We start from the raw sequence: 24,665 nt of genomic DNA, 5'->3' as shown, positions 1-24,665 counted from the left end.
GATCAGAACCTGACCTGAAGACCTAGCGTCCCACCTGTCCGCCTGTAGGTAGCGCGACGGCGGTCATAATCGACCCCTGCCCGAAGTGAGACCTTGTCAGTGATCGGCATGGTTGCGCCCGCGAACAGGGAATGAACCTGCCGGGTTATCCCGGCTTCCGTATCGGGATAGGTAGCAGCTCCGGCATAGAGTGTTGCCCCGCCCGAGAAGGTGCGATCCATTCGGCCGGACACGCCCCACCGGTGGGTGCCATCTTCATCCCACAGGTTGATCATCCGGACGGTGGCAGCCAGTCTCAACTTTTGCGCTGCAAGCCGAACGCCGGGCTGAAAGACGGTGACCGACGCATCGCGATATTCCGCATGCCGCAAATCAGCCAGCACCGTCGCAAATGAGGTAATGTCCGCCTCCATTCCGGCTGTCACGCCCCATTTTTCCCGGAAGTTCGCATTCGGCGTCACGGCTAAAGCCAGGAAAGTCCGAAGCTTGTTGCCGAACCGATGGTCGATGCGGGTTTCGAGGCGGGTGTCAGCAAATGATCGCCGGTCTCCTCTTTCCACAGTCAAGGCTGCCGACGTATTGGAGTCAATGCCGCCGAAAAGAGCGATATTCGTGTCATACCAGGTTTGGCTGGGCCGATTGGCAAAGGACACGCGGGAAACGCTCTGCGTGGCCGCCAAGCCCCAGTGCGTCGGCGCGGCACTGGCGGGATCGCGATCGTCCAATTGACGCCTGATGGCAACGGCATCCGCATTTGCTGGAGACCGCTGCTCCAGGGCGACAAGCTCCCGCTCTGCCGCTGCCCGGTCGCCAGACCACAGATAAGCGCGCGTCAACGCTGCACGAATGTCGAGGTCTTCTGGTGCCAGCAGTTCTGCGTGACGAAGGGTCGAAATCGCCTGTGGATAGCGTTTATCAAAGGCATAAGCACTGCCAAGCATGCGCAAGATTTCCGCATCATTTGGATTGGCGGCATCCGCCTGCTCCAGCCTGCCAATAGCCGTAGCGAAATCTTGCCGTGCCAAGGCTGCCTGTGCTTGCGCGATCAACTCCGCACGCTGCGGAACATTGGTGTCATCCTCCGCGACGGTTGCCGCTGCAATCGCCAGAACAAGCAGGCTCATTGAACGGGCCTCGCAGATTTGAGGATGGCGTTTACCCGCACGACAAGTTCATCCGGGATGAACGGTTTCGTCAAATAGTCACGAGCGCCCGAAGTCAGCGCCGCCAATACGTCGGCCTGCGCCTTCCGCGAGGTCAGCATGACAACCGGCATCCCAGGTCGCTCTTCTGCTAGAGCCCTGAGCACATCGGGACCGGACATGACCGGCATCATGGCATCAAGTACGAGGAGGTCGTATTCGCCTGCTCGCGCTTCCCGCAGCGCAGATGCGCCATCTTGCCTGATTGTCACATCGTGACCTGCCGCTTCAAGCTTGAACCGAACCAATTCGCCCAGCAGATCGTCATCGTCTGCGACCAGGATATGCGCCACCTGACCTTTTCCTCTTTTTTGCCGGCCCCTAAATATCAGCTACATGCGACTAGTGCGAAAAGTTTCTTTTCTTAACAACGGGTAAACCGCCATTTTGGTTCAATTCGCCGTAGCGGAAAAACGCTTTGACAGACTTGCCATGCCTTGTGGAAAACTGATTTTGGCGCTGGGGCGAGAAAGTGAAACGGCGCGACAGGGTCTGCCGTGTCCCCGAAGTGGACCACACATCCGACGAATTGGATGTCGGACACGCCATCATTTAACAGCGAATCTCGAATTGCTCAGCTAATGTGCTGCACGCCCCAAAATGATGCGGAATTTGCGCACCAAAAGTTACAAATCGAGTAGAAAGCTCTTCTTTTTTTCATCAAAAGTTCTATTTGTGAGGGGCGTATCGCATTGGGGCTATTGCAGATGATCGACCTGTCACCTCAACCTCAGAATGAGACTTCCGACGGGGCAGAACTTCAGTCCGGGCCGCGTCACGATACGGCCGTTCGGAACCGCCCCGCAGAACATCATCATCGCGCGGGACTGTTCACCTATGAAAGCGCCGAGGCGAGCATACAGTTTTTATCGCGTTGGGCGGGACCGATCGTCCTGGCTGGGACCCTTGTTCTTCTAGGGTGGTGGTTCGTTGCATGATTCGCGAAAATGGCAGCCTGATTCGAACAAGCGCTTCGTAAGTGCGGTAAATTTTCGCTTGCACATTTCTGCCATTGAATTTCGGGTCGTCGCAGATGTGGGGCGCCGTACCTCCCCATCCTAACGGATCATCGGAAAAGAGCATCCGAGCGTCCCAGCAATGATTGCCAGCCCGATACAATTATGTCCTGCTGCTCCGCAACATAATCACAAGGCAGCGGATGCCTGATGCACACATTCATCCTTCGGGATGAAGCGTAGTTGACGTCAGGACACGAAAAGGGTTGCAGATGTCGAAAATCGATCTGGCGATCGAGGGATTTCCCGGTCGCCAGCCTACAACATCCGCCGTTCAGCGGAACGTAAGGCTTTGGCTGTGCCTATTGCTCGTAGCAGCAGACATGGCCGCTCTCGCAACTGGCTTTGGTCTTGGCTTGCGCGCGGCTGGCGTGCCCTTGCTCTTCTCGGGGCTATGGCAACCACTTGGCGGGGGCATGATCGTGTACGGGATCGTCGCCTTTCATAATCAGGCATTCAATCCCGTCTGCCTGACTCAATTAACGCCCAGCTTGCGCAATGCATCGCTTGCGCTGGCTGGAACGCTGCTGATCTTCCTGCTCACGGTTTTCTCGCTGAAGGCGACCGGTCATCTTTCGCGGCTGGGCATTTCGGCAGGCATACTTTGCAGCGCAACTCTGTTGGTTATCCAACGCCTGATTATCGTTCGCACGGTGCGGAGACATTTCAGCGACAATCTATTCGCACAACTGATGATCATCGATGGGGGCATGATCCCTGAAGATGTCAGCGGCATGGTGATTGTCGATGCGCAAGGTGCAGGCATCAAGGCAGACCTCGACGATCCTTATATGCTGCATAGGCTAGGCACCTTGCTGCGCGATTTTGACCGTGTGGTCATATCCTGTCCTGCCGATCGCAAGACGGATTGGGCTCAAATGCTCAAGGGCGGCAATATCCTGGGCGAGATCATCGTGCCGGAACTGGATTCGATGGCGCCCTTGGCTGTGCAAACATATCGCGGCGTTTCCACTCTCGTCGTGGCGCGCGGTCCTCTGAACCTCGCGAACCGCGCGCAAAAGCGGCTTTTGGATATCGCCATCACTGTACCGCTGCTGATCGCACTGACGCCCTTGCTGGTTGCGATCGCGATCGCGATCCGGCTCGATTCGCCTGGCCCCATCTTCTTCAAACAAGAACGTATCGGCCGCGGAAATCGACTGTTCCACATTCTGAAGTTCCGAAGCATGCGCGTTGAACAATGTGACGCGGCTGGCGCCTCATCCACACGACGGGATGATGATCGCGTCACTCGAGTAGGTGCTTTCATCCGCAAAACCAGCATCGATGAACTGCCCCAACTGATCAATGTTCTGCTAGGCGAAATGAGCCTGGTGGGGCCACGTCCTCACGCTCTGGGCTCGACAGCCGAAGAACAGCTATTCTGGCAAGTCGACCGTCAATATTGGCATCGCCATGCGCTGAAGCCGGGCATCACGGGCCTTGCTCAAATCCGCGGATTCCGTGGCGCTACCGAGACGCGCCGGGACATTCTCAATCGCGTTGAAGCCGACCTCGAATATCTCCATGGCTGGAGCCTGATGCGCGACATCGCTATCCTGATCGGTACATTCAACGTCCTGATTCATCGCAACGCTTACTGAGGGACAGGCGGTATCGCCCTCTACGTATGATTTTTGCACCACCTCATTGAATTTGCGACGGAATGAGTGACGCTCGGCGCGTACGTGAACTATTTGTTAAGCGTAAAATAGGATATGTCTGCTATCTCGAACAGGGCGGACAAATCACGTGGCAGACGATCTTGCGCCGGTTGCCGTTGCGCAACATTCTTCCTTTGATAGCAACAAGGATTGTGCGCCCAAGCTGGTGTATTCATCCTTCGCGGATCGCGCCGATCGCGGCGTCGAAATTCTGTCCCGTTGGGCAGGGATCATCACCTTCGCATCTGCAACCGGTTCGATCATCTGGTATTGGCTCTGACGAAGACTCAGCTTAATCTTGCTGCCAGATGAACAGCGTCCGGTTTGATACCTTGCTGGCAGATTAACAGTCCTCAACCGCAACAAAGCGCCGATGATCGCTCGTTTTCACGATGAAACGAAGCGTGGCATAGTCGCGACAAGCTGCATGTTAAGAGGTTCGTTTTGCGCGCAAAGGCGCCTAGCATGCCCTGATTGCTGCAATGCAATAAAGGGTTGCACATTTGGCTATCATTTACACTCCACATTTTTGGAGGCGCTTTAACGCGCCTGCAAGCCATGATCTTTCTCCGGTCACTCGGGTGGTTGCCGCAGCCATGAGCTGTGCTGCGCTCACCGCTCTACCCTGTCCCGTCAGCGCTCAGACGGCGACGGTCGATGACGCTTCACGGCTCAAGACGATGGGCCTCCATGCGACGGCTGGCGTCGACCTTCTATATGACGACAATGTTTATCGTGTGGATGATCGGCTGGAGAATCCCACCGACGACATCATCGTAACGCCTTGGGCTGAACTGACTTATGGGAAGCCGATAGGACGACATGACCTGCTGCTGAGAGGCCGGGTCGGCTATGATCGGTTTATTTCGGAAGGGCAGCGCAGCAAATTGCGGCTCGACGCCGAGGCGAAGGCAGTCATTCGTTTTGGCGCGACCTGTTCCATCACGCCAGTTGCATCTTACAGGCAACAGCGTGCTGATTATGGCGACATCAATCAGCAAACGGAAAATCTGCAGCGGTTCACCACTTTTGGCGCAGACGTGAGTTGCGAGCGCCCGGGCTTGTTCCCGGTGGCATCCTACCGTCGCGACATGACACGCAATGATAACCCCTTCGATTATGCGGATCAGACAAGCGACACATTTGTTGCCGGGGTCGGCTATAACATGCCGAGCCTGGGTACGCTGACCGCCTTTTATGAGCGCGTGAACAGCGATCGGAACAAGCTTGGCATTGAAAATCGAACCAACAGTTATGGCCTGCGGTTCAAGCGTGAGGTGTCGCCAATCACGCAACTTGATGCCGAGGTGCGCTGGCTGAATGTGAGGAGCGATTCGGCGGCCGTTGGCAATTATAATGGCCCAGGCTGGGATGTGAGTATTTCGACCAGCGTCGTTCCCCGGCTCAAACTGACGGCCACGACAGAACGCAGCGTTGTTAACGACAGCCTGATAGCCAGTGGTTTTGCCATCCGGACCAGATATCGACTGGAGGGCGAGTTCACCATTTCGGAACTCACCTCTGCCGGATTCTACGGCGAACTGGAGCGGCGCAGGTTCCGCCAGGACGCCGCTTTGCGGCCATTCTCCATAACCGCCGACCGCAACCAGCGGTTCGGAGCAATGCTGAAACGCAAGCTGTCGGATCGCGTCGACATCTCGCTCGATGCGCAACGCTACAAGCGGCGCACCGATACGGATGTGGCTGAATATCGCGGAACCCAGGTGACACTGGGCACGGCGATCCGATTTTGACCTCGAACTTAAAGGAGCATGAACTGTGAAAGCAGAGGCTCTCCTGACCAGCTTCTCGATCTTCCTTGCAGTCGCCGCAGCAGCACCCGGTGACGCGCAGACGGCCGAAATGGCGGTCACTACAGCGCCGCCGTCGGCCAAGCCTCAGGCCGACGCAGGGTATCAACTGGGGCCTGACGACGAAGTAAGGATTGCGATCTTCGGTCAACCAGACCTGTCATCCACGACCCGCATCAAGGAAGACGGCACCGTTACGCTCGCCTTAATCGGTCCGATTCAAGCTCGGGGCAAGACGACGTCGCAACTGGCTCAGGCAATCGCGGCCAGTTACGCGAGCGGAGGCTTCCTCGCCAATCCTTCGGTCAACGTCGAGGTGAGCAATTATGTCAGTCGCTTCGTCACTGTTCTGGGCAATGTGCCCCAAGCAGGCAATTATCCGCTGGATCGCAACTATACGGTCGCGTCGATGCTTGCCAAGGCTGGCGGCTCGACGAAGGACGGCGCCAACGCCGTCATCCTGACGCCAGTCGATGGCAGCGGCGCCGTCCGCATCTCGCTCGCCGACATGGCTGTCGGGGGCAGTCGCCAGCTAAAGCCCGGAGACATACTGTTCGTCCCGCCAGTTGAGAAGGTCTATGTGTACGGCCAGGTGCAGCAACCTGGCGCCTTCTCGTTCGCACCGGGCCAGAGCTTCCGCCAAGCGCTCGCACTGGCGGGAGGGCCGACGCTCGCAGGTTCTACCAAGCGCATAAAAGTACGCCGGGGAGGCAAGGAAATACAGGCGAACCTGGATGATCCGGTTCAGCCTGAGGACGTCCTCATCATCCGGGAGAAGCTGTTTTGACGACAATCGATCATGGCTTCGCGCAGGATCGGTCCAGTGGCATGCGGGACTGGTTCCTGTCTTTTCGACGCAGCACGGTAAATGCCGAGGCTCCCAATGGTGGGCCTAGCGCAGCAATGGCTGAGCCGCTGCTGCTCGACACGCCCGTGGCGCCGGGGTTCCGGCAACAGCAAGATGAGATGGCGGACGTGCCGCGCGCCCTTTCGATGGGGGCGATGGCCGCGCCCCTGAAGCCGATCAGCTTGCGGCGGGATTCCATCTACAGCGCTTTCAGCACGGCGATGCCGGTGACGGATCGTCACGGGCTGGCGGGGCGGAACAGCGAGCTGGAGAAGCTGGTCGAGGCGATCGTCGTTCAGCGGAAGCATGCGGTGATCTTCGGGACGCGGGGGTCGGGCAAGACTTCGCTGGCGAGGGTTTTTGGCGATCTGGCGGATGAGGCCGGATGCGTTGCGCTTTATGGATCCGCTAGCGGGGATGCGGACTTCGATGCGTTGTTCCGGCCGTTCCTCAGCGAGCTACCGATGAGTGCTGGCGGGCAGGAAAAAGCGCGGAAATTAATGAATGAAACCATTGATGGAACGCGGTTGGCGAACTTGCTGGTGGAAGACGTACGCCAGCGTACGATTTTGATCCTGGATGAGTATGACCGGGTCCGTTCGGACGAGGCAAAGTCAGACGTTGCGACGCTGCTGAAGCTGCTGACCGATATTCATTCACCGGTTCAGGTGGTGCTGGTGGGCATCGCGGGAGATGTGGACGGGCTGATCGCGGCGCATCCTTCACTGCGGCGGCATATCGCGCCACAACGGGTCGCCCCGATCCCCAAGCTGGAGCTGGAACGGCTGCTGATGAGCTGCGCGGACAATGCGCGGCTGAGCCTTGACCCCGACGCGCTCGATGCGCTGGCGGGCGCGGCGATGGGATCGCCCTACCATGCGCGGCTGTTCGGCATGCAGGCGGCGCTCGTCACCGAGTCCGCAGGACGCGAGCGCATGACGCTGGCCGACGTGGAGCAGGGCCTCGCTTCCGCGCTGGAAGATTGGGCGGAGATGAGCGGCGCGACCCACGCGCTGTTCCGCCGCGTGTTGTGGGAAGCCAATGCGAGCCGCCGGATGATCGCGCTGGCAGGCGTGGCCGCTTCGCAGATGTCGGTCATCTCTTATGACCGGCTGGTGCGCCTAAGCCATGAAGTGTTGGGCGGCGGATCGATCAATGAAGGTCAGGCGGCTGATGCGATGCGACGGCTGGAGCCTGCCCTTACGCCAATGCCCGGCGGCGAGTTGTTCATGTTCGAGGATACGCTGGCGCCCCAGTTTCTGTTGTTGATGGCGAAGCAGCCGGTGCCCGCGACGCCCCCTGCCCCCACCCCCGCCGAAGAGATGCGGGCCATGTTGCGAGGAGTTGACGGGCTATGACCATGAACCCGATCGATCTGCTGTCGGCCGTGCAGGCGCGATGGCGGACGGCGGCGCTGCTGGGCGGCGCGCTGTTCCTGATCATCGCCATCCTGGCCTTCGTCCAACCGCGCCAATATGCGGCGACATCCTCGCTGCTGCTGGACCTGTCGCAGACGGACCCCACGGATGCCAACAATCAGCCCGGCGTTCGGGTGGAGGTGGATAGCATCCTGGGGACGCAGACCGATGTCATCCGGTCGGCCAAGGTGATCAATGCCGTGGCGAAGGAAGCCGGTTTCGTTGATGCCCTGCCAAAGGACACGCCCCTCGACGCGCGTTTGCAGCAGGCCGCCGACCGGGTTCGGGCCAATCTGACCGTAACGACGGGGCGGCAGAGCAATGTGCTGCAACTGCAATATCTGGATGCCGATCCGGCGGTAGCGGCCAAAGTCGCAAACCTTGCCGCCCAGATTTACATGCGTGAGCAGGTCGAACTGCGCGCATCCCCCGCGCGCGGTTCCGCCAAATGGTTCGACGAGCAGACGCAGGAAGTACGCCGCCGCTACGAACTGGCGCAGAAGCGGCTGTCCGATTTCCAGCGGGCGCATGACATTATCGGCATCAACCGCATGGACCTTGAAGCCGAGAAGCTGAAGAACATGTCCTATCAGCTGACGCAGGCGCAGGCCGAGGCGGCAGCGGCGCGATCCAAGGCGGGCGCGGGTTCCGTTTCGGACATCGAAGGATCGCTGATCGTCCAGAATTTGCAGGAGCAGGTCGCGACCCAATCGGGCCGGGTTTCGGAGCTGTCGAAGACACTGGGTCCGAACCACCCGAGCATGGTCGCGGCGAACGCACTATTGTCGGAACTGCAATCGAAGCTGGCGGCGGCGCGGTCGAGCCAGGCCGGTGCGGTGAATGCGAACAGCGTCGCTGCAAACCGCCGTGAAGGCGACCTTAAGTCCAACATGGCAGGTCAGGAAGACCGCATGATCCGCATGTCGGACGTGCAGGACCAGTTGATGGTCATGCAACGGGACGTGGATGCCGCACGGCAGACCTACGATACGGTTCGGCAGCGCTTCAACGAGGCCACGCTGAAAAGCCAGATCTCGCAGCCCAATGCCAGCCTGCTGGATGAGGCGTCCGTACCGCTGTTGCCAGCCAAGCCCAATCTTATGTTGTGGCTGATCGCAGGGGTCGCTCTGGGCTTGATCGGCGGGGTGGCGGCAGTTGTGATCGCCGAGATCCTGAAGCCTCGCGTTCGATCCGCCGCTGGTGTCGCAAAGGCGACCGAAGTTGAAGTCATCACCGAACTGCTGCCGGTCCCGACCCGGGGCGGCTGGTTCCTCAATCGGCAGGAGGCCGCATGAGACTGCGTTCCACGGCAGGCGCCCCACCCCAGTTAATGCCCGGCGGCGGCACCGCTGCGCTACGCCCGAGAGGGCGGGACAAGCAGAGCTTTGCCAAGCTGGCGGTGGATCACGGGTTCCTGGCGGAATCCGACGTCACCCGGGTCGACATGCATGCGCGTGAGCATGGCCTTGCCTTCCACGAGGCGGCTGTTGAGATGGGCGCGCTGGATACCGAGGCGGCAAATCTGCTGGCGGCGCTGGCAGGCGGTTTTTCGCTATTGCCAGCGGGTGATGAGCGGATCGACCCGGCCGTTGTCGCAGCCTTCGACCCCGCAAGTCCCTACGCGGCCAAGGTCAGGACGATCCGGGCGAAGATGCGGTCAGCCGCGAAGGCGGGCGATCCATCCGCACTACGGCTGGCGGTGCTGTCCGTCGATGCGGGGGATGAGGCTGCGGTCATGGCCGCGAACCTTGCCGTCGTACTGGCGCAGATGGACGGGCAAACGATGTTGATTGACGTCGACATGGGCAACCCTTCGCTCGACCGGCTGTTCCGGGTAGCGAACAAGGCGGGTCTCGCCGAACAGTTGATGGGCAGCGCGGCCTTGTTACCCGCCGCCAAGACCGCGATCGAGGGATTGTGGTTGATGACCGCCGGGCGCGCCTCCGGCAGTGCGTCGAGCCTCATCACGCGTGGGCCGCTGGCCGACACGGCCAATGGATGGGGCCTTAAGGAAACATCGATGCTGTTCTACCTTGCCGAACGCAAGGGCGAGCAGACACCGGTTGGCAGCATTTTGGCGGGCTTCGACGCCGTGGTCATCGTGGCGCGGCGTGGCGATACCGCCATCGCCGATTTGCGCCGGATCATCGATGATCTTGACCGGCAAGGCGTGCCGATCGCCGGGACGGTCATTGCATGAGTGCAGAGCGAGCCCTCCCCCAGCCTTTTCCGTCCGTCGAGCCGCAAAACAAGAGCGTGCTGGTCGGCGGCGTGCCGGTTTCGACCCTCTCGCTTGACGCCCTGATTGCGAAGATGGTGCGTGAAGCGCCGCTGCGCCGAATGCAGAAGGAAGCGCCGTTGCTGGTGTTCGACTGCAACGGACAGGGGCTGTCGATGAACGCTCTTGATGCCAACTTCCGCGCCGATCTGGCTCAGGCAGACCTGATCCACGCCGATGGGCAAATCATCGTCATGGCGTCACGCTGGTTCAGCAACACGCCGATAGCCGACCGGTCGAGCACGACCGACATGTTCATAGACAGCCTGCCACAGGCAGCCGCGGGCGATGTCCGCTATTATCTGCTGGGTGGCGAAGAGAAGGTGAATGCCGAATGTGCGCGGCGGATCACCGATGCGACGCCGGGCCTGAAGCTGGCCGGGCGGCGCAATGGCTTCTGGAGCGCGGAGGAGGAAGATGCGCTGATCGAGGAGATCAACGCGGCGGCGCCGGACGTGTTGTGGGTCGGTACGGGAAAGCCGCGAGAGCAGGCCTTTTGCGTCCGCAACCGGCACCGGATCAAGGCGGGGTGGATCGTCACCTGCGGCGGCCTGTTCAACTATGTGACGGGGGATTATCCGCGCGCGCCGATGTGGATGCAGAATGCGGGCCTTGAGTGGCTGCACCGGATGGTCACGCGGCCCCGGCAGTTGGCCTGGCGCTATATCACCACCAATCCCCATGCGCTTTGGCTGATCTGGAAGCATCGCCATGGCTGATGGGATCGGGCCTCAATCCCAGTCGGTGAAAGCCCCCCTCCCGCGCGTGGGAGGGGCCGGGGGAGGGTTTGTGCAGGACTCTCTTCCGTCGCTGGCGCTGAGCGATGGAACAGCGGTTGCGCAGGCCCACCCCCTAACCCCCTCCCGCTTGCGGGAGGGGGAACACGAAGGGCGCGTGCGGAAACTTGGAAGCATCTTTGGCCGCTTCGGCTTGGCCAGCCTGTCGTCCGCCATCGTGTCGGTCAGTCATCTGGCCGTGCAACTGTTTTCCATTCATCATCTGGGCACGGCGGCGATCGGCACGCTGGCCTTCCTGCTGGTCATCATCCAGTTTGGGTACAGCCTGTCGAACGCGCTCGTTTCGACGCCCTATACTATCGCGGTCAATCAGGACGACCACGCCGACCACAAGTGGTTCGACTTCTTCTTTCCGGTGAACCTGCTGTTGGCGGCCAGTCAGGGTTTGATCTGCGCGGCGATTGCATGGGCGACGGCTTCCCCTGCTGCGGCGGCGATGTTCGGACTGGCGGGCACCTTGTCCCTGGTGCGGTGGTTCGGGCGATCCAATGCCTATGCGCATCATAGGCCCGCGCGGGCGGCGCGATCCGATCTTGCCTATGCAGGCACAATCGTCGCGGGACTTCTGGTGGCTTCCCGAACGGGCGCGGACCTGGCCAGCATCGGCGCGATGTTGGTGGTGGCGAGCATTGTGGGGTTGCTGCCCTTCGGCCTTTCCTATTTGCGGCGGCATTTTAGCATGCGGCCGACGAGTGCTCTGGGCGCCTATCGTCCCGTGTGGCGGGAGCAATCGGGCTGGACGTTGGTGGGGGTGCTTTCGACCGAAGCGACATCCAACGCGCATAGCTATATCGTGACGCTGCTCGCGGGTCCGGCGGCCTTTGCGCCTGTCGCGGTGGGGATGCTGTTCTTCCGGCCGGTCAATGTGTGCATCACCGCGCTCACCCAGTTAGAACGGCCGCGCATGACCAAGGCCGTGGCGCGCGGCGATCATGACGCCGCGATCACGTCCGAGCGCATTTTCATGGGCGCGTTGCTGTTCCTGTGGGCGGGCACATGCGTGCTGGCGGCGGTCGTGCTGTTCATCTTTCCCCAACTGATCCTGAAGCCGACGCTTGATTGGCAGCTGGTTGCAATCGCGGTGGGGCTGTGCGCCCTGCTTTCACTGGTTCAGTGCGTGCAGACGCCGATGAGCGTCATGACGCAGGCGCGCAAGGCGTTCCGCCCGCTCGCTCATCAGAGCCTGCGCAGTTGTGGAGTCGGCATTGTGGCAGTGACGCTGCTGACGCTGGCGGTTGCGCCTATTTTCTCGCTCGCTGGCGTCGTGCTGTCACAGCTGGTGATGATGCTGGGCATCTGGCAGCTCGACCGCAAATGGCGGGCGAGCCAGCGGGCGGAAGGCTGAACCCATGGCGTCAACATGGCACCGCACTGGCCTTGCGTCGCCCCTCCCCGCTCCTGCTGCATCGCGGGAAAGTCGGGTGGTTCTCATTGCTCAGATTTTCTACTTCATATTCCTGATGATGGTCTTCATTGGCCAGCAGCCGTTCGCGTCGCGGACGCAGGATGAGCTGGTGGCAATGGCGGCCGACAATGACGGGTCGGACCTGTTCAAGCAGGCGCTGTTCATCGGCTTTGCGCTGTTGCTGACGGGAGTGCAGATATTCCGTCAGCATCCGCTGAAATACCGTTTCACCTTCTGGCCGCTGGCGATCATGCTGGTCTGGTTCCTGATCACCTGTAGCTGGGGCGTCGATCCGTTCGTGTCTTTCAAGCGGGTGATGCAGCAGTTCATCGTGATCTACATCACCTTCTGCGCATTGGCGCTGATCGGGCCGGAACGGTTGTTCACCGCGCTGCGATGGGCGTTGATTACGTCGCTGCTCATATGTTGGGTTTCGATGCCGCTGACGTCTGCGGCGGTGCATCCACCGACCGAGAGCGACAAGGCGTTGATCGGCGCGTGGCGAGGGTTCTTCTTTCACAAGAATATCGCTGGCGCGGTGATGGCGCTGTGCTTCATCGTGTGCGGCAATGCGTGGGTGGATCGCCGGAAATGGTATTATGCGCTGTTCGCAATCATGGCGTTCGTCTTCGTGATCGGGACGAAGAGCAAGACGTCGCTGGCGCTGTGCATCGGCATGCTGGCGATCAGCAACATCTACCGGGCGCTGAGCGACAATACGCAGAAGCGGGCGATCCTGCTGATCATGCTGGGGTTCGGGATGGTGGGGTTCCTGGCGCTCTACATCGCCTATCAGCCGACGATCGAGCGGCTGTTCGCTGATCCGACGAGCTTTACCGGGCGCGTGTCGATCTGGCGCGTGGCGTTGGATTATCTGGCCGATCACCCGTTTCTTGGCGCGGGGTTTGGCGGCTTCTGGCAGGTGGGGGCGAACTCCCCGGCGCATGATTATCTCAATCAGCAATTCCAGATGCTGACGGCGCATTCGCATGACGGATATCTGGAGATTTGGGTGACGACCGGGCCTTTAGGGCTGGCGATGCTGCTGGTGAGCTTTCTTGCCCTGCCCGCTTACTGGTTCCTGACCGGATCGACCAAGGAGAACCAGCATCTGATGGTTCCGGCTTTCGCCATCTGGGTGTTCGTCATGTACCAGAATTTGCTCGAGACCTCCTTCTTCGACAAGGATCGGCAGGTCTGGGTGATCTTCCTCGCGGCGGTCGCCACCGCGCACGCCACTTTCAAGGCCAAGCCGCGCCCGCAATGGCAGCGGCGGCACATTTCTTCCCCGGAGGCTGTTGATGGCTAGGGCTATTATCTGCATCGCTACGTGCAATCGGCCGCAAGGGTTGCAGCGGACGCTGGAGTCGATCGCGGCGCTGGAAACCAGGCACAAGCTGGAGGTGCTGGTCGCGGACAATGACGCCGCGCGAGCCGAAGGCATGCGCGTGGTCGAGCGGCTGGCTTCGCAAGGCTACCGTTGGCCGATCAAGGCGCTGCTGGTGGCTGAGCGGGGGATACCCGTGGTGCGCAATGCTCTGGTGGCAGAGGCGCTGGCTCGGCCGGGCGCGACGCATATCGCGATGCTGGACGATGATGAAGCCGCCTCCCCCGGATGGATCGATGCGCTGGTCGATACGGCGATGCGGTGGAATGCGGATGTCGTGGGCGGCGCGGTAGTGCGAGAGATGGACGCGCGGGTTGCGCCCTGGGCCGCGCGGCATCCCTTGTTGCAGGCCAAGCGGCGCGGGACGTCCGGGCCTGTCGCGTTGGTGGATAGTACCGCCAATGTGCTGATCTCCGCGCAGGCGCTGCATCAGATGGGCGAACGGCCATTCGATGAGCGCATGGCGCTGACAGGCGGGTCGGACAAGCAGCTGTTCAGCCGCATGGCACGCAAGGGCTTTCGCTTTGCCTGGTCGGAGGAGGCCCTTGTGACGGAGCTGATCCCGGCGAGCCGGGTCACTACCAAATGGCTGCTGATGCGCGGCTATCGGCTGGGGATGACCGACATGATGGTCGAGCGGTTTCACAGGGGGCGGTTGCGCACTCTGGTGGGCGAAGCGCCGCGCATTGCCGCAGGATTTCTGGTGGGCACGCTGGGCGCTGCGACGACGTTCGACCGAGGCAAGCGCGTCGTGCGGCTGGGTAAACTCTACCGCGCTATCGGCAAGATCGCCGGAATCGCGGGCTTCCGTTACGAAGAATATCGAAAGGTGCATGGCGCATGAGCGATGCTGCTCCCTTCTTTTCCGTCGTCATCCCGCTCTATAATCGGGCCGATATCGTGGGTGATACGATCCGGTCGGTGCAGGCGCAGGACTGGCAAGATTTTGAAATCGTCGTGATCGATGACGGATCGCGCGACGATCCCGCTCCGGTGATCGACGCCATTGGCGACCCGCGCGTGCGATATATCAGGCAGAATAATGCCGGAGGTGGAGCCGCGCGCAATCATGGGATCAAGGCCGCGAGGGGCCGATATATCGCCTTCCTCGATTCGGACGACCTCTTCCTGCCGGGCAAACTGTCGATCATGGCGCAGGCGCTGAAGGATGATGACGGCCGCACAGTCCTCTATTCCAGGATGAAGGTGGACCGGGGCGTCGATCGCTACTGGATCAGGCCTGATCGCGGCATTCGAGACGGCGAGGATGTCGGCGAATATCTTTTCTGCGCCAACCAGTTCATGCAGACATCGACCATGGTCGTGCCAAGCGACATGGCGCGAAAGGTGCTGTTCGATCCGGCGCTGAAAAAGGGACAGGACCTTGATTTCTGCGTCCGGTTGCAGGGCGCAGGGGCGCGTTTCAAGATGATCGACGAGCCGCTGACGGTCTGGCTGGACGCGACGGAAGATGGCCGCACATCCTATGTTCGCGGTTATGAAACCTCGCTGGATTGGCTGGATCGCTGCGGTCACATGCTGACCGATCGGGCGCGGCGCGGCTATCGCGCGACGGTGCTGGCCTATCACATGGCGCCCGTGCGCCCCGTCGCTGCGCTACGCGATCTGGTGATCGGCATGTTCGCAGGTGGGGTGCCGCCACGGGTGGTCGCGCGGCAGATATTGCGATCCTACCTTCCCAAGCCGCTCTACCGTTCGCTGGTCAACCTGTTCGTACTGCGGTTCGGCAAGGGCGAACCCGCCCATGGCGGAGCGCGGTCGTGATGAGCGCCTGGCAACCTCCATCGCAGCTTCGGGCTGCCGTCGCCCAACCGATATTTTCGGTTGTCATCCCTACCTATCAACGCCGCGAAGCCGTCGTGGCGGCGGTGCTTTCCGCACTGGAGCAGAGCATCGCGGTGATCGAAGTGATTGTCGTCGTCGATGGATCGACCGACGGCACCGAACTAGCACTGGGCGCGATCAAGGACCCACGCCTGACCATCGTCGTCCAGCAGAACCGGGGAGCGTCGGCGGCGCGCAACGCCGGTGTCGATCGCGCACGGGGCCGATACATCGCCTTTCTGGATTGCGATGACCGTTTCCTGCCGCATCACCTTGCCGATCTGCTGCCCCTGCTTGAGGAGAGTGACGATGTCGTCGCCTATGGGCAGGTGCTGGCTGACCGGGGCGGCGGGCGGAATTTCCTCAAGCCCCCGCGCGCGATCCAACAGAATGAGCCGGTCGATCGCTACCTGATGTGCGATAGAGGCTTCATCCAGACCAGCAGCGTGGCGCTCAGCCGTTCGCTCGCCGAAAAGGTCCGTTATCGCGAAGATGTGAAGTTCGGGGACGACACCGATTTCGCGTTGCGGTTGTCGCTGGCGGGCGCGCGTTTCGTGATGGCCAGCCGCCCCGGTACGATCTGGGCAGACCGTCAGGCAGAGGACAGGCTGTCGCAGATCCGGGGGAGTGTCGGCAGCCTGACCTGGCTGGCGGACCTGCGCCCCCATATCTCGGCGCGCGCCTTTTCCGGATATATGGGTTGGCATGCTGCAAAGAGCATCTGGCCGACCAAACGGCTTCGAGCCATCCGCTACTATCTGACGGCATTGTTCCATGGCGCCTATGGGCCGCGTCTGGCGGGCGCGGTGCTGATGCAGATCGTTCTGCCGGACGGCGTTTACCGCAAAATCTGTGACCGCTGGATCGACGTCATGCGATTGTTGAGCGGGCGGAGGCAAAGCCTGTGAGGCGGCGGGATTTTCTGGCGGGGGCAGCGACGCTGGCAGCCTGCTCTCCCATACCGCCCGGCGCCGCCCGCGTCGTGTCGCGCGAAGGATTGGCCGATCATGCAAAGGCTTCCGGGCGCTATTTCGGCGCGGCGGTGAAATCGCGATTGCTGCGCGAGGACAGTGCTTATCGCGCAACAGTGGCGCGGGAATGCGACATTCTGGTGCAGGAATATGAACTGAAGCGCGGAACCACCGAACCAAAGCCCGGCAAATACGACTTCAGCGGGGCTGACCAGATCATCGACTTTGCACAAGCGCATGGGATGCGGGCGCGCGGACACACATTGGTCTGGTACACGGCCAATCCGCCCTGGCTGGAACCGGCGGTGCAGCAGGCAAGCGATGCGCAGCAACGACAGTTGATGACGGGCTATATCGACGTTGCCATGCGGCGCTATGCGGGCCGGATTTCCGAATGGGACGTGGTCAATGAAACACTTGAGCCCAATCAGGGCCGAGCCGATGGCATGCGCGCCGAGAGTCTATGGATGAAGGCCATGGGCGAGCGATATATCGACCTTGCCTTCCACCGCGCGCGGGAAGTCGATGGCGAGGCCACGCTGTTCCTGGGCGACTATGGGCTGGAGCATGACTCTCCGCGCTGCGAGCGGCGGCGGACCGCCATGCTGAAGCTGCTCGATCGTTTGATGGGTCGGGGTGTGCCTGTGGATGCGATCGGCATTCAGGGGCATCTGAAACCCTATAAGGAGCCGTTCAATCAGCGGCAATTTGCCGATTTTCTGGCAACGCTGAGCGGATATGGTTTGAAGCTGGCGATCACTGAACTGGATATCGCCGACCGTGGCGGGCCACCTAATCCGGACAAGCGCGACCGCGAGGTTGCGGCCTTTGCCAAGGCTTTCCTCGATGTGGCACTGGATAATCCGGCGATGGGATCAGTCCTGTGCTGGGGCGTGTCGGACAGCGATTCATGGCTTTCCAAATATCCCGAATATAAATGGCCTGACGGGCAGCTATCCCGTGGCCTGCCCTTTGATGGTAAAATGGCCCGAAAGCCTTTTTGGGACGCAATCGCTGGCGCCTTCGATGCGGCGCCTCCTGCAAGGAGGAACCGGGCATGAGGGTCGCCTCGCTCACCGGCCTGCGCGGGGTCGCGGCCGTTTCCGTCCTGCTTTATCACATCCCGCATCAACCAGCCTTTTCGCAGTTTGCGATCCCGCTTTTCTCGCGGGCCTATCTGGCCGTCGATCTCTTCTTCATCCTGAGCGGCTTCGTCATTTCCTACGGCTATCATGACCGGGTGGTGAAGCATCTGGGCCGAGCGAGCTATTTCGATTTCCTGATCAATCGCATGGCGCGGGTCTGGCCGCTGCACCTGATCGTCACATTGGTCTTTGGGCTGCGCATCCTGCTCAACGTGTCAGGCAATCAGTCGATAGAGTTGAACCCGGCCAATATCCTCAGCAACCTCTTCATGGTGCAGAGCTGGGGTTGGGGCACGGAGCCGATCGCGGGCAATAGCTGGTCTGTCAGCACGGAGGTTGCTGCCTACCTCATCTATCCGCTGATCGCGATCCTTGCCTTTTCGCGCTGGGCCTGGGCGCAGGCGGCAATCTGCATCGGACTGCTGCTGTTCGTTGCATCGTCGGGACTGGGGGCCAGCGGGCCGCTGGACGTCAATGACAGTGACAGCGTGCTGACGTTGCTGCGCTGCCTTGCGGGCTTTTCGCTGGGCGTGCTGACATATCGCGTTGCGGACCATCCTCTGTGCAAGGCCGTGATTGGCCGCAGGGGTGGATTTGCAGCGGTTTGCGGTCTGATCGCGCTGGCGCTGCTGTTGCCGGGAGCTGACGTGCTGGTCGTGTGCCTGATGCCTGCACTGGTGCTGAGCTGCTATTATGACGGGCCAGCCGCGCGAACGGTAATGGCCAATCGGCTGAGCTTCCACCTCGGCCTCATCAGCTATTCCATCTATCTTTGGCATCCACTGGTGCGCGACGTCGCCGCGCGCGCGATGGGCGTGGCGCAGCGGCATGGGATAGTCGGGGTGGACTGGCTGTTTGTGCTTGGGATGCTGGTGGTCACCTGGCTGATCTGCTGGGTCAGCTATTTGCTGATCGAGATACGAGGGCACCAGTTCATCAAATGGCTGCAGAAGGGGCGTCCACAGCGTCCCACCGCACTGGAACCAGCGGCACCATGATGAGCAAGCCTGTCTGGATTGCGGTTCCGACGTTCCGGCGGCCCGCCGAATTGCGGCACTTGCTGGAGACGCTGGCAAAGATGGTGCAGCGGCAGGATGTCATGGTGCTGGTCGCCGACAATGACGGGGACGCGGCGGAGGGTGCCGCTGTCGTGGAAGCGTTGCAGAGAAGCGGCTATCCCCTACCCCTTACTCTGCTGCCGGTGGCGGAACCGGGGCTTTGCTCGGTTCGCAATGCGATATGTGATGCCGCGATGGCCGATCCCACTATGCGGTTCATTGCGATGATCGACGATGATGAGTGGCCCCAGCCCGGCTGGCTCGATGCGCTGCTTGCCTGCCAGGCGCAGGTGGGTGCCGATGTGGTCGCCGGACCTGTTGATTTTCACTTCAAGGATGGGCCGCCACGATGGGCGCGACAGACTTTGGTGTTCCGGCCGGAGCAGCGTGCATGGGGCGCGACGGGCATGTTGTGGGCAAGCAATAACCTGCTGGTGAACCGCAGGGCGCTGGAGATGGTGCCACGGCCGTGGTTCGATGTGCGCTTCAACCGCAGCGGGGGTGAAGATCTGGATTTCCTTGCGCGGTTGCGGGAAGCGGGCGCGCGGTTCGCCTGGGCACCCGATGCGCGGGTGAGCGAATGGGTGCCGCCGGAACGAGCGAAGCTGAGCTGGGTGCTCAAGCGGATGTGGCGGATCGGATTTACCGAGACACTGGCGCGGCGGAAGGGGCGGCCGGGGCGCGTTGCGCAGGCTGTGCTGGTAGCGCGGACACTCGGCATTCTGGGGTTGCGCACCGTCGGCCTTGCAGGACTTATCCTGCCCGGCGTTCGCCGCGTGGACGTTGCCGGGCAGTGGGTGAAATGCTGGGGGCGCCTCTATGCCCTGTCAGGCGGCGCACACGCCCATTATGGCGCGCTATAGATGCGCAGGCTCTTGATGATCATGTCTCCAGAGCCATCATCATAGGCGCCGCTAGTCTTCACCGCGACGTCCATTATCGGATACCAGCGATGCCCCTGGAAGGGATTGACCGACTGATAGGTTTCGACCCCATCCACAAACCAGGTGATATAATCGCGCTGAATATCGACGGCGAAGCGGTGGAAGTCTTGGGCGAAGCCATTGAGGCCGTAAGCCTGCTCCGCCTGGATCGTGACGCCGCGCTGGAAGCTGCGGACGCCGTCGCTGCCGCCATGGATCGTGTGGGCGATATGACGATCGAAGTCCCAAAAGCTTTGATAGCCAAAGCCTTCATAGATATCGATTTCGGGCGGCCATCCGCTGGTGGAGATAAGCCAGAATGCGGGCCATGAGCCGCGACGGTTGGGCATCCGGGCCACCCATTCATATTGGCCATAGCCGATCTGCGAGGCGGTGAAGTTGCGACCGTCCAGTACGGACGCGCCATAATACCAGTTCTGGCCTTCATACCAGATGGGCGACTTCAGCTTCTGGCTGTGCAGGACGAGGCCCTGTGTGCCCCAGTAAACTGGACCTTCAATGCCGGGGAATAGCGACGAATCCAGATAGAGGCCGGTCTCTCCATTGGCGATCTGGGTACGGCCATGCGATAGCGAGGTGGCCCAACGATCCCAGCCGCCGTCGGGCGAGCGCTTGTGCGTGTCCTTCTTCAGCTCGAACTGGAGCGTGCCCGTTGCCGCGAAAGTTCGGGGCTGGCGGAAAGTGCCGGTTGCCTTGGGTGTTGGCGCGACGGCGCTGGTCGCGGTGATGGTCGCCAGCGACTGCCCCTGGAGGCCGCCCCATGGCGCTTCACGCAGCTTCAGCTGGAATTGCTGTCCCTCGGCGAGGCTGGTGATCGGCACACCGACCGTCTGGACGAGCGGATCGCCGGGGCGGAAGATCACGACGGTATCTACCGTCTGGTAATTATAGCCGGACAGCGCGCGCAGCGTGCCTGAACCGTTCACGGTAATGACCCGCGCGATGACGGTGTTCGGCGTCGGACGATCCAGCGTTACCGGCACATAGGCGGTGCCGCTGCCCGGATGCACGGTCGCATTGCCTAGCGACAGGGTCGACTTGTCCGGCAACTTTGTACCATTGGCGAAATCAAATGTGGAGAAACTGGATGAAACGGTCGAAGTGGTGTCTGTCGATAGTGAAGTTGTCGAAGCTGTCGTCGATGTCGATCCACTGCTGAGTAGAGTCGTGCTCGACCCCGTCTGCAAGTTAGTCGATGTCGATCCACTCGATAACATCGTTGCGGCCCCCGCCGCCATGACGCATAGTAGCGATAATCCGGCTCCACACATGGAGCCGGTCAGTTTGATATTCATTTTTGCAACCCCCGCTTATTAGCCCCTTGAGGGTCCTATACGAAGATTAACAAAAACTTCCGGTCAAGCACGGCTCATCGCAAAGCCGGAGCTTTTGCGATGAGCCGATACAGCTAGGTTTTATTCCGCTGCCTGGATGAGCGTTTCGGGCTCCGGTTCTGCGCCCCGGCCTACGCTGACATAGGAGAACCCCGCCGCTTCCGCGTCGGCGGCCCGGTAGATGTTGCGAAGATCGACAAGGCCCTCGCCGCTCATCACGGATCGCAGGCGCGGCAGGTCGAGCGCACGGAGCGCGTCCCATTCGGTGACGATCACGACGGCCGCAGCGCCTTGGGCGGCCTCATAGGGATTGGCGCAGAAATCGACGCCGCGCAGCATCGATCGAGCGGCCTCCATTCCTTCCGGATCATAGGCGCGGACCTGGGCACCCGCATCCTGCAACGCCTGTATGATGGAGAGCGAAGGCGCGTCCCGCATGTCGTCGGTATTCGGCTTGAAGGTCAGGCCCAGCACGCCGATCGTCTTGCCGCGAACGGAGCCGTTGCACACAGCGACCACTTTGCGGGCCATGGCGCGCTTGCGGCTTTCGTTGATTGCAACGGTTGTTTCGATCAGGCGGATCGGCGCGCCCGCGTCTTCGGCGGTCTTCACCAGCGCCAGCGTATCCTTGGGGAAGCAGGAGCCGCCATAGCCGGGACCCGCATGGAGGAACTTGCTGCCGATGCGGTTATCGAGGCCGATGCCGCGCGCAACCTGCTGAACGTCCGCGCCGACATGTTCGCACAGTTCCGCGATTTCATTGATGTAGGTGATCTTCATCGCGAGGAAGGCATTGGCCGCATATTTGATGAGTTCGCTGGTGCGTCTGCCGGTGAATTGAATCGGTGCCTGGTTCAGATAGAGCGGGCGATACACCTCCTCCATCACGGGGCGGGCGCGATCATCCTCGATGCCGATGACGATGCGGTCAGGACGCTTGAAATCCTGGATCGCCGCGCCTTCGCGCAGAAATTCGGGGTTGGAGGCAACGGCAAATTCCGCGGCAGGGTTGGCTTCGCGGATAATGCGGTCAACCTCGTCCCCTGTTCCGACGGGAACAGTCGATTTGGTGACAACGACCGTAAAGCCGCGCAGTGATGACGCGATTTCCCGGGCAGCATCATAGACGTAACTGAGATCAGCGTGGCCATCGCCTCGGCGGGCAGGCGTTCCGACCGCAATGAACACGACGTCCGCCTCTGCCACAGCAGCGGCCAGATCCGTGGTAAAGGTGAGGCGCCCACCCTTCACATTGCGCGCGATCAGGTCGGCGAGGCCCGGCTCGTAAATCGGTACGCCGCCGTCGCGCAGCACCTCAATTTTCGCAACGTCCTTGTCCACGCAGACGACATCATGCCCAAAGTCGGCAAGGCATGCGCCCGAAACCAGCCCAACATAGCCCGATCCGGTCATCACGATCCGCATCACCTATTCTCCTTAACAAGCGGCTCCCCTTGCGCAGCGATCCGGAGAAAAAGGCGCAAAAAGCCGATCCCGCGAGCGCGGGACTGATGGGCTTAGCCTTTCGCCATGGATCGGATGCCCAAGCGTAAAGCCTGACGTCCAAAAGCTGGAACCAGCCAGCTATTGATGCAGCGCAGCATAGCGTCTCGCACCGAGTTGATGCAACGCAACCTGCCGCTAAGCAGACACATATGGGCGTGGAACCAGCCGGTTGCTGGTAGGAAACCGTGTCAGATGCCGCCAGCGACGACCGGCCAGCCGCCTTGCTCCAGTCGAGCGCTCAAATCGGCAGTGCACTGCTCCAGCACTGCGGCCCGAGTTGAGCGGATGACGAAGTTTGCCCCCGTCCGGCCATCCCGGAAAAAGGGATAGCTGCCGATCTGACAGCCTTCATGCGTACGCTCCGTCACGGCGAGAAGGTCGGCTATTTCGCTTTCCGCGACCCAGCAGCCAATCTGCGCCGACAGCAGGGGTTGGCCGCCCTCCAACGTGCCGGTCAGCATGTCGAGCATGCCAGCCGTGATATGCGGCACGCCCGCCATGATGAAGATATTGCCATGTCGAATGCCAGGCGCGCCTGACATCCGGTTTTCGATAAGGTCGGACCCGGCGGGCACCCTGGCCATGCGCAACCGCGCGTCGGTCAGCCCGCCCCGTGTTTCATAATAGCCCTGGAGCATGGCGCGGGCCTGCGGATGAATTTCGACATCGACATCAAGGGCGCGGGCAATCGCATCGACCGTGATATCGTCGTGCGTCGGCCCGATGCCTCCGGTGGTGAACAGATAGTCGTGGCGCACCCGAAGCGCATTTACCGCTTCGACGATGGAGTCGCTGTCGTCCGCGATCACGCGTACTTCCCGCAGCCTGATCCCCTGTACATTCAGCCAGGACGCGATCTGCGCGATATTTTTGTCCTGGGTTCGGCCGGACAGAATCTCGTCTCCGATCACGATCAGCGCGGCGGTCCAGATACGTTCGGTTACGGGCATGAGGCTGGCCATAGCGTTTGACGCGTCGGCTGCCTAGCCCGACGCGATCGGGGCCTCGCAATATCCTGCTGCACCGCCTATAACCGGGACATGACCGAATATATGACGATGACGGCCGATGCGCCGATTTCGCGATCGACCGCGATCAAATTGTATGACGCCGCTGGTTTCGAAGGCATGCGCAAGGCGGGACGGCTAGCTGCCGAAATCCTGGATGCGCTGGTGCCGCATGTGGTGCCGGGCGTAACCACCGGCGAACTGGACGACATCGTCCGGCGCATGACGCTGGACGGGGGCGGCGTGCCCGCCACCCTTGGCTATCGTGGCTATACGCATAGCTGCTGCATCTCGCTCAACAATGTCATTTGCCATGGCATCCCCGGCGACATGAAGCTGAAGGATGGCGATATCCTGAATATCGACGTGACGCCGCTGGTCGATGGGTGGCATGGCGATACGAGCCGGATGTTCATAGTCGGCGAAACCAGCATCAAGGCACGGCGGCTGATCGAAGTGACCTATGAATGTCTGATGCTGGGCATAGAACAGGCAAAGCCCGGCAACCATCTGGGCGACATCGGCCATGCTATTCAGAAGCACGCCGAAAAGCATCGCTATGGCGTGGTCCGCGATTTTTGCGGCCATGGCTTGGGCCGCGTTTTTCACGACAGTCCCGAAGTCGTCCATATCGGCCGACCGGGCGCTGGGCCGGAACTGCGCCCCGGCATGTTCTTCACCATCGAACCTATGATCAACATCGGAAAGCCCGGCGTGAAGATGCTGGAAGACGGATGGACCGCCGTCACGCGCGATCGCACGCTGTCGGCGCAGTTCGAACATAGCATCGGGATTACCGAAAATGGCTGCGAGATTTTCACGAAGAGCCCGGCGGGCCTCGACGCACCGCCTTATCTGAGCTGAAAAAACACTGCCTAAAAATCAGGCACGGTGGGACAATATTGCTCTGAAATCAGGCAATATGGACAAAGATTGCGGCATCGCCGAAAGCGTGGCGTAGCGATTCGCCGTTTGGCACGGTAATTGATTGTTGAAAGGCACGGCGCATGTCTCGGGGGCATGAAGATCG

22 protein-coding genes are annotated in these 24,665 nt (G+C 61.1%); 17 read left to right on the top strand and 5 right to left on the bottom strand.

All coding sequences use genetic code 11. From position 1 onward, the window contains the following. Positions 1-2 precede the first annotated feature (2 nt). Together ACZ5YV_RS03860 and ACZ5YV_RS03855 are read right to left on the bottom strand one after the other, a co-directional pair. Positions 3-1,124: a YaiO family outer membrane beta-barrel protein gene (locus tag ACZ5YV_RS03860; protein ID WP_464788655.1), complete on the bottom strand. Its 1,122-nt coding sequence runs from the start codon at positions 1,122-1,124 to the stop codon at positions 3-5. Beyond that, entirely contained in the window at positions 1,121-1,495 is a 375-nt protein-coding gene (locus ACZ5YV_RS03855; RefSeq protein ID WP_464788654.1) for a response regulator transcription factor, read from the bottom strand. Before ACZ5YV_RS03855 ends, ACZ5YV_RS03860 begins: the two co-directional genes overlap by 4 nt. A gap of 935 nt (positions 1,496-2,430) precedes the next feature. Between ACZ5YV_RS03855 and ACZ5YV_RS03850 the strand changes: the two genes are divergently transcribed. From ACZ5YV_RS03850 to ACZ5YV_RS03775, 16 genes are all read left to right on the top strand, one after another. After that, the gene (locus ACZ5YV_RS03850; RefSeq protein ID WP_464788653.1) at positions 2,431-3,822 is read left to right on the top strand and encodes a sugar transferase; all 1,392 of its coding nucleotides are present in this window, start codon (positions 2,431-2,433) and stop codon (positions 3,820-3,822) included. Between the two features lie 148 nt (positions 3,823-3,970). Then, complete coding sequence (locus ACZ5YV_RS03845) at positions 3,971-4,162, top strand: hypothetical protein (RefSeq protein ID WP_464788652.1); 192 nt, start codon at positions 3,971-3,973, stop codon at positions 4,160-4,162. Between the two features lie 316 nt (positions 4,163-4,478). Next, positions 4,479-5,636, top strand: coding sequence for a hypothetical protein (locus ACZ5YV_RS03840; RefSeq protein ID WP_464788651.1), 1,158 nt, complete (start codon positions 4,479-4,481; stop codon positions 5,634-5,636). 58 nt (positions 5,637-5,694) lie between these two features. Beyond that, positions 5,695-6,480: a polysaccharide biosynthesis/export family protein gene (locus ACZ5YV_RS03835; protein WP_464789138.1), complete on the top strand. Its 786-nt coding sequence runs from the start codon at positions 5,695-5,697 to the stop codon at positions 6,478-6,480. Then, entirely contained in the window at positions 6,477-7,898 is a 1,422-nt protein-coding gene (locus ACZ5YV_RS03830; RefSeq protein WP_464788650.1) for an ATP-binding protein, read from the top strand. Before ACZ5YV_RS03835 ends, ACZ5YV_RS03830 begins: the two co-directional genes overlap by 4 nt. After that, on the top strand, positions 7,895-9,253 hold the full coding sequence (locus ACZ5YV_RS03825; RefSeq protein ID WP_464788649.1) for a GNVR domain-containing protein: 1,359 nt from the start codon (positions 7,895-7,897) through the stop codon (positions 9,251-9,253). Before ACZ5YV_RS03830 ends, ACZ5YV_RS03825 begins: the two co-directional genes overlap by 4 nt. Continuing rightward, positions 9,250-10,158, top strand: a complete 909-nt coding sequence (locus ACZ5YV_RS03820; RefSeq protein ID WP_464788648.1) for a P-loop NTPase family protein — start codon at positions 9,250-9,252, stop codon at positions 10,156-10,158. The genes ACZ5YV_RS03825 and ACZ5YV_RS03820 overlap by 4 nt, the downstream gene beginning before the upstream one ends. Continuing rightward, positions 10,155-10,955 (top strand): WecB/TagA/CpsF family glycosyltransferase, encoded by an 801-nt coding sequence (locus ACZ5YV_RS03815; protein ID WP_464788647.1) that lies wholly within the window; start codon positions 10,155-10,157, stop codon positions 10,953-10,955. Before ACZ5YV_RS03820 ends, ACZ5YV_RS03815 begins: the two co-directional genes overlap by 4 nt. A gap of 175 nt (positions 10,956-11,130) precedes the next feature. Further along, positions 11,131-12,378 (top strand): polysaccharide biosynthesis protein, encoded by a 1,248-nt coding sequence (locus ACZ5YV_RS03810; protein WP_464788646.1) that lies wholly within the window; start codon positions 11,131-11,133, stop codon positions 12,376-12,378. A 76-nt stretch (positions 12,379-12,454) separates the two neighbouring features. After that, on the top strand, positions 12,455-13,747 hold the full coding sequence (locus tag ACZ5YV_RS03805) for an O-antigen ligase family protein (protein ID WP_464788645.1): 1,293 nt from the start codon (positions 12,455-12,457) through the stop codon (positions 13,745-13,747). Next, complete coding sequence (locus tag ACZ5YV_RS03800; protein WP_464788644.1) at positions 13,740-14,669, top strand: glycosyltransferase family 2 protein; 930 nt, start codon at positions 13,740-13,742, stop codon at positions 14,667-14,669. Before ACZ5YV_RS03805 ends, ACZ5YV_RS03800 begins: the two co-directional genes overlap by 8 nt. Further along, positions 14,666-15,610 (top strand): glycosyltransferase family 2 protein, encoded by a 945-nt coding sequence (locus ACZ5YV_RS03795; protein ID WP_464788643.1) that lies wholly within the window; start codon positions 14,666-14,668, stop codon positions 15,608-15,610. The genes ACZ5YV_RS03800 and ACZ5YV_RS03795 overlap by 4 nt, the downstream gene beginning before the upstream one ends. Next, positions 15,610-16,578, top strand: a complete 969-nt coding sequence (locus ACZ5YV_RS03790) for a glycosyltransferase family 2 protein (RefSeq protein WP_464788642.1) — start codon at positions 15,610-15,612, stop codon at positions 16,576-16,578. The genes ACZ5YV_RS03795 and ACZ5YV_RS03790 overlap by 1 nt, the downstream gene beginning before the upstream one ends. Continuing rightward, the gene (locus ACZ5YV_RS03785) at positions 16,575-17,702 is read left to right on the top strand and encodes an endo-1,4-beta-xylanase (protein ID WP_464788641.1); all 1,128 of its coding nucleotides are present in this window, start codon (positions 16,575-16,577) and stop codon (positions 17,700-17,702) included. The genes ACZ5YV_RS03790 and ACZ5YV_RS03785 overlap by 4 nt, the downstream gene beginning before the upstream one ends. Then, on the top strand, positions 17,699-18,784 hold the full coding sequence (locus ACZ5YV_RS03780; protein ID WP_464788640.1) for an acyltransferase family protein: 1,086 nt from the start codon (positions 17,699-17,701) through the stop codon (positions 18,782-18,784). The genes ACZ5YV_RS03785 and ACZ5YV_RS03780 overlap by 4 nt, the downstream gene beginning before the upstream one ends. Beyond that, positions 18,781-19,707, top strand: a complete 927-nt coding sequence (locus ACZ5YV_RS03775; RefSeq protein ID WP_464788639.1) for a glycosyltransferase family 2 protein — start codon at positions 18,781-18,783, stop codon at positions 19,705-19,707. Before ACZ5YV_RS03780 ends, ACZ5YV_RS03775 begins: the two co-directional genes overlap by 4 nt. On the opposite strand, the gene ACZ5YV_RS03770 is transcribed toward ACZ5YV_RS03775, so the two are convergent. From ACZ5YV_RS03770 to ACZ5YV_RS03760, 3 genes are all read right to left on the bottom strand, one after another. Continuing rightward, on the bottom strand, positions 19,692-21,083 hold the full coding sequence (locus tag ACZ5YV_RS03770; RefSeq protein ID WP_464788638.1) for a glycoside hydrolase family 16 protein: 1,392 nt from the start codon (positions 21,081-21,083) through the stop codon (positions 19,692-19,694). The genes ACZ5YV_RS03775 and ACZ5YV_RS03770 overlap by 16 nt on opposite strands. Before the next feature lie 120 nt (positions 21,084-21,203). Further along, entirely contained in the window at positions 21,204-22,547 is a 1,344-nt protein-coding gene (locus ACZ5YV_RS03765) for a UDP-glucose dehydrogenase family protein (protein ID WP_464788637.1), read from the bottom strand. Between the two features lie 269 nt (positions 22,548-22,816). Continuing rightward, positions 22,817-23,578: a competence/damage-inducible protein A gene (locus ACZ5YV_RS03760; protein ID WP_464788636.1), complete on the bottom strand. Its 762-nt coding sequence runs from the start codon at positions 23,576-23,578 to the stop codon at positions 22,817-22,819. 90 nt (positions 23,579-23,668) lie between these two features. Between ACZ5YV_RS03760 and map the strand changes: the two genes are divergently transcribed. Further along, entirely contained in the window at positions 23,669-24,499 is an 831-nt protein-coding gene (gene map, locus ACZ5YV_RS03755; RefSeq protein ID WP_464788635.1) for a type I methionyl aminopeptidase, read from the top strand. The last annotated feature ends 166 nt before the right edge of the window (positions 24,500-24,665 follow it).

The sequence above is a fragment of the Sphingobium sp. TomTYG46 genome (assembly GCF_055396345.1).
The sequence above is the reverse complement of the archived record's forward strand: the minus strand, read 5'-3'. Positions and strand labels throughout refer to the sequence as shown.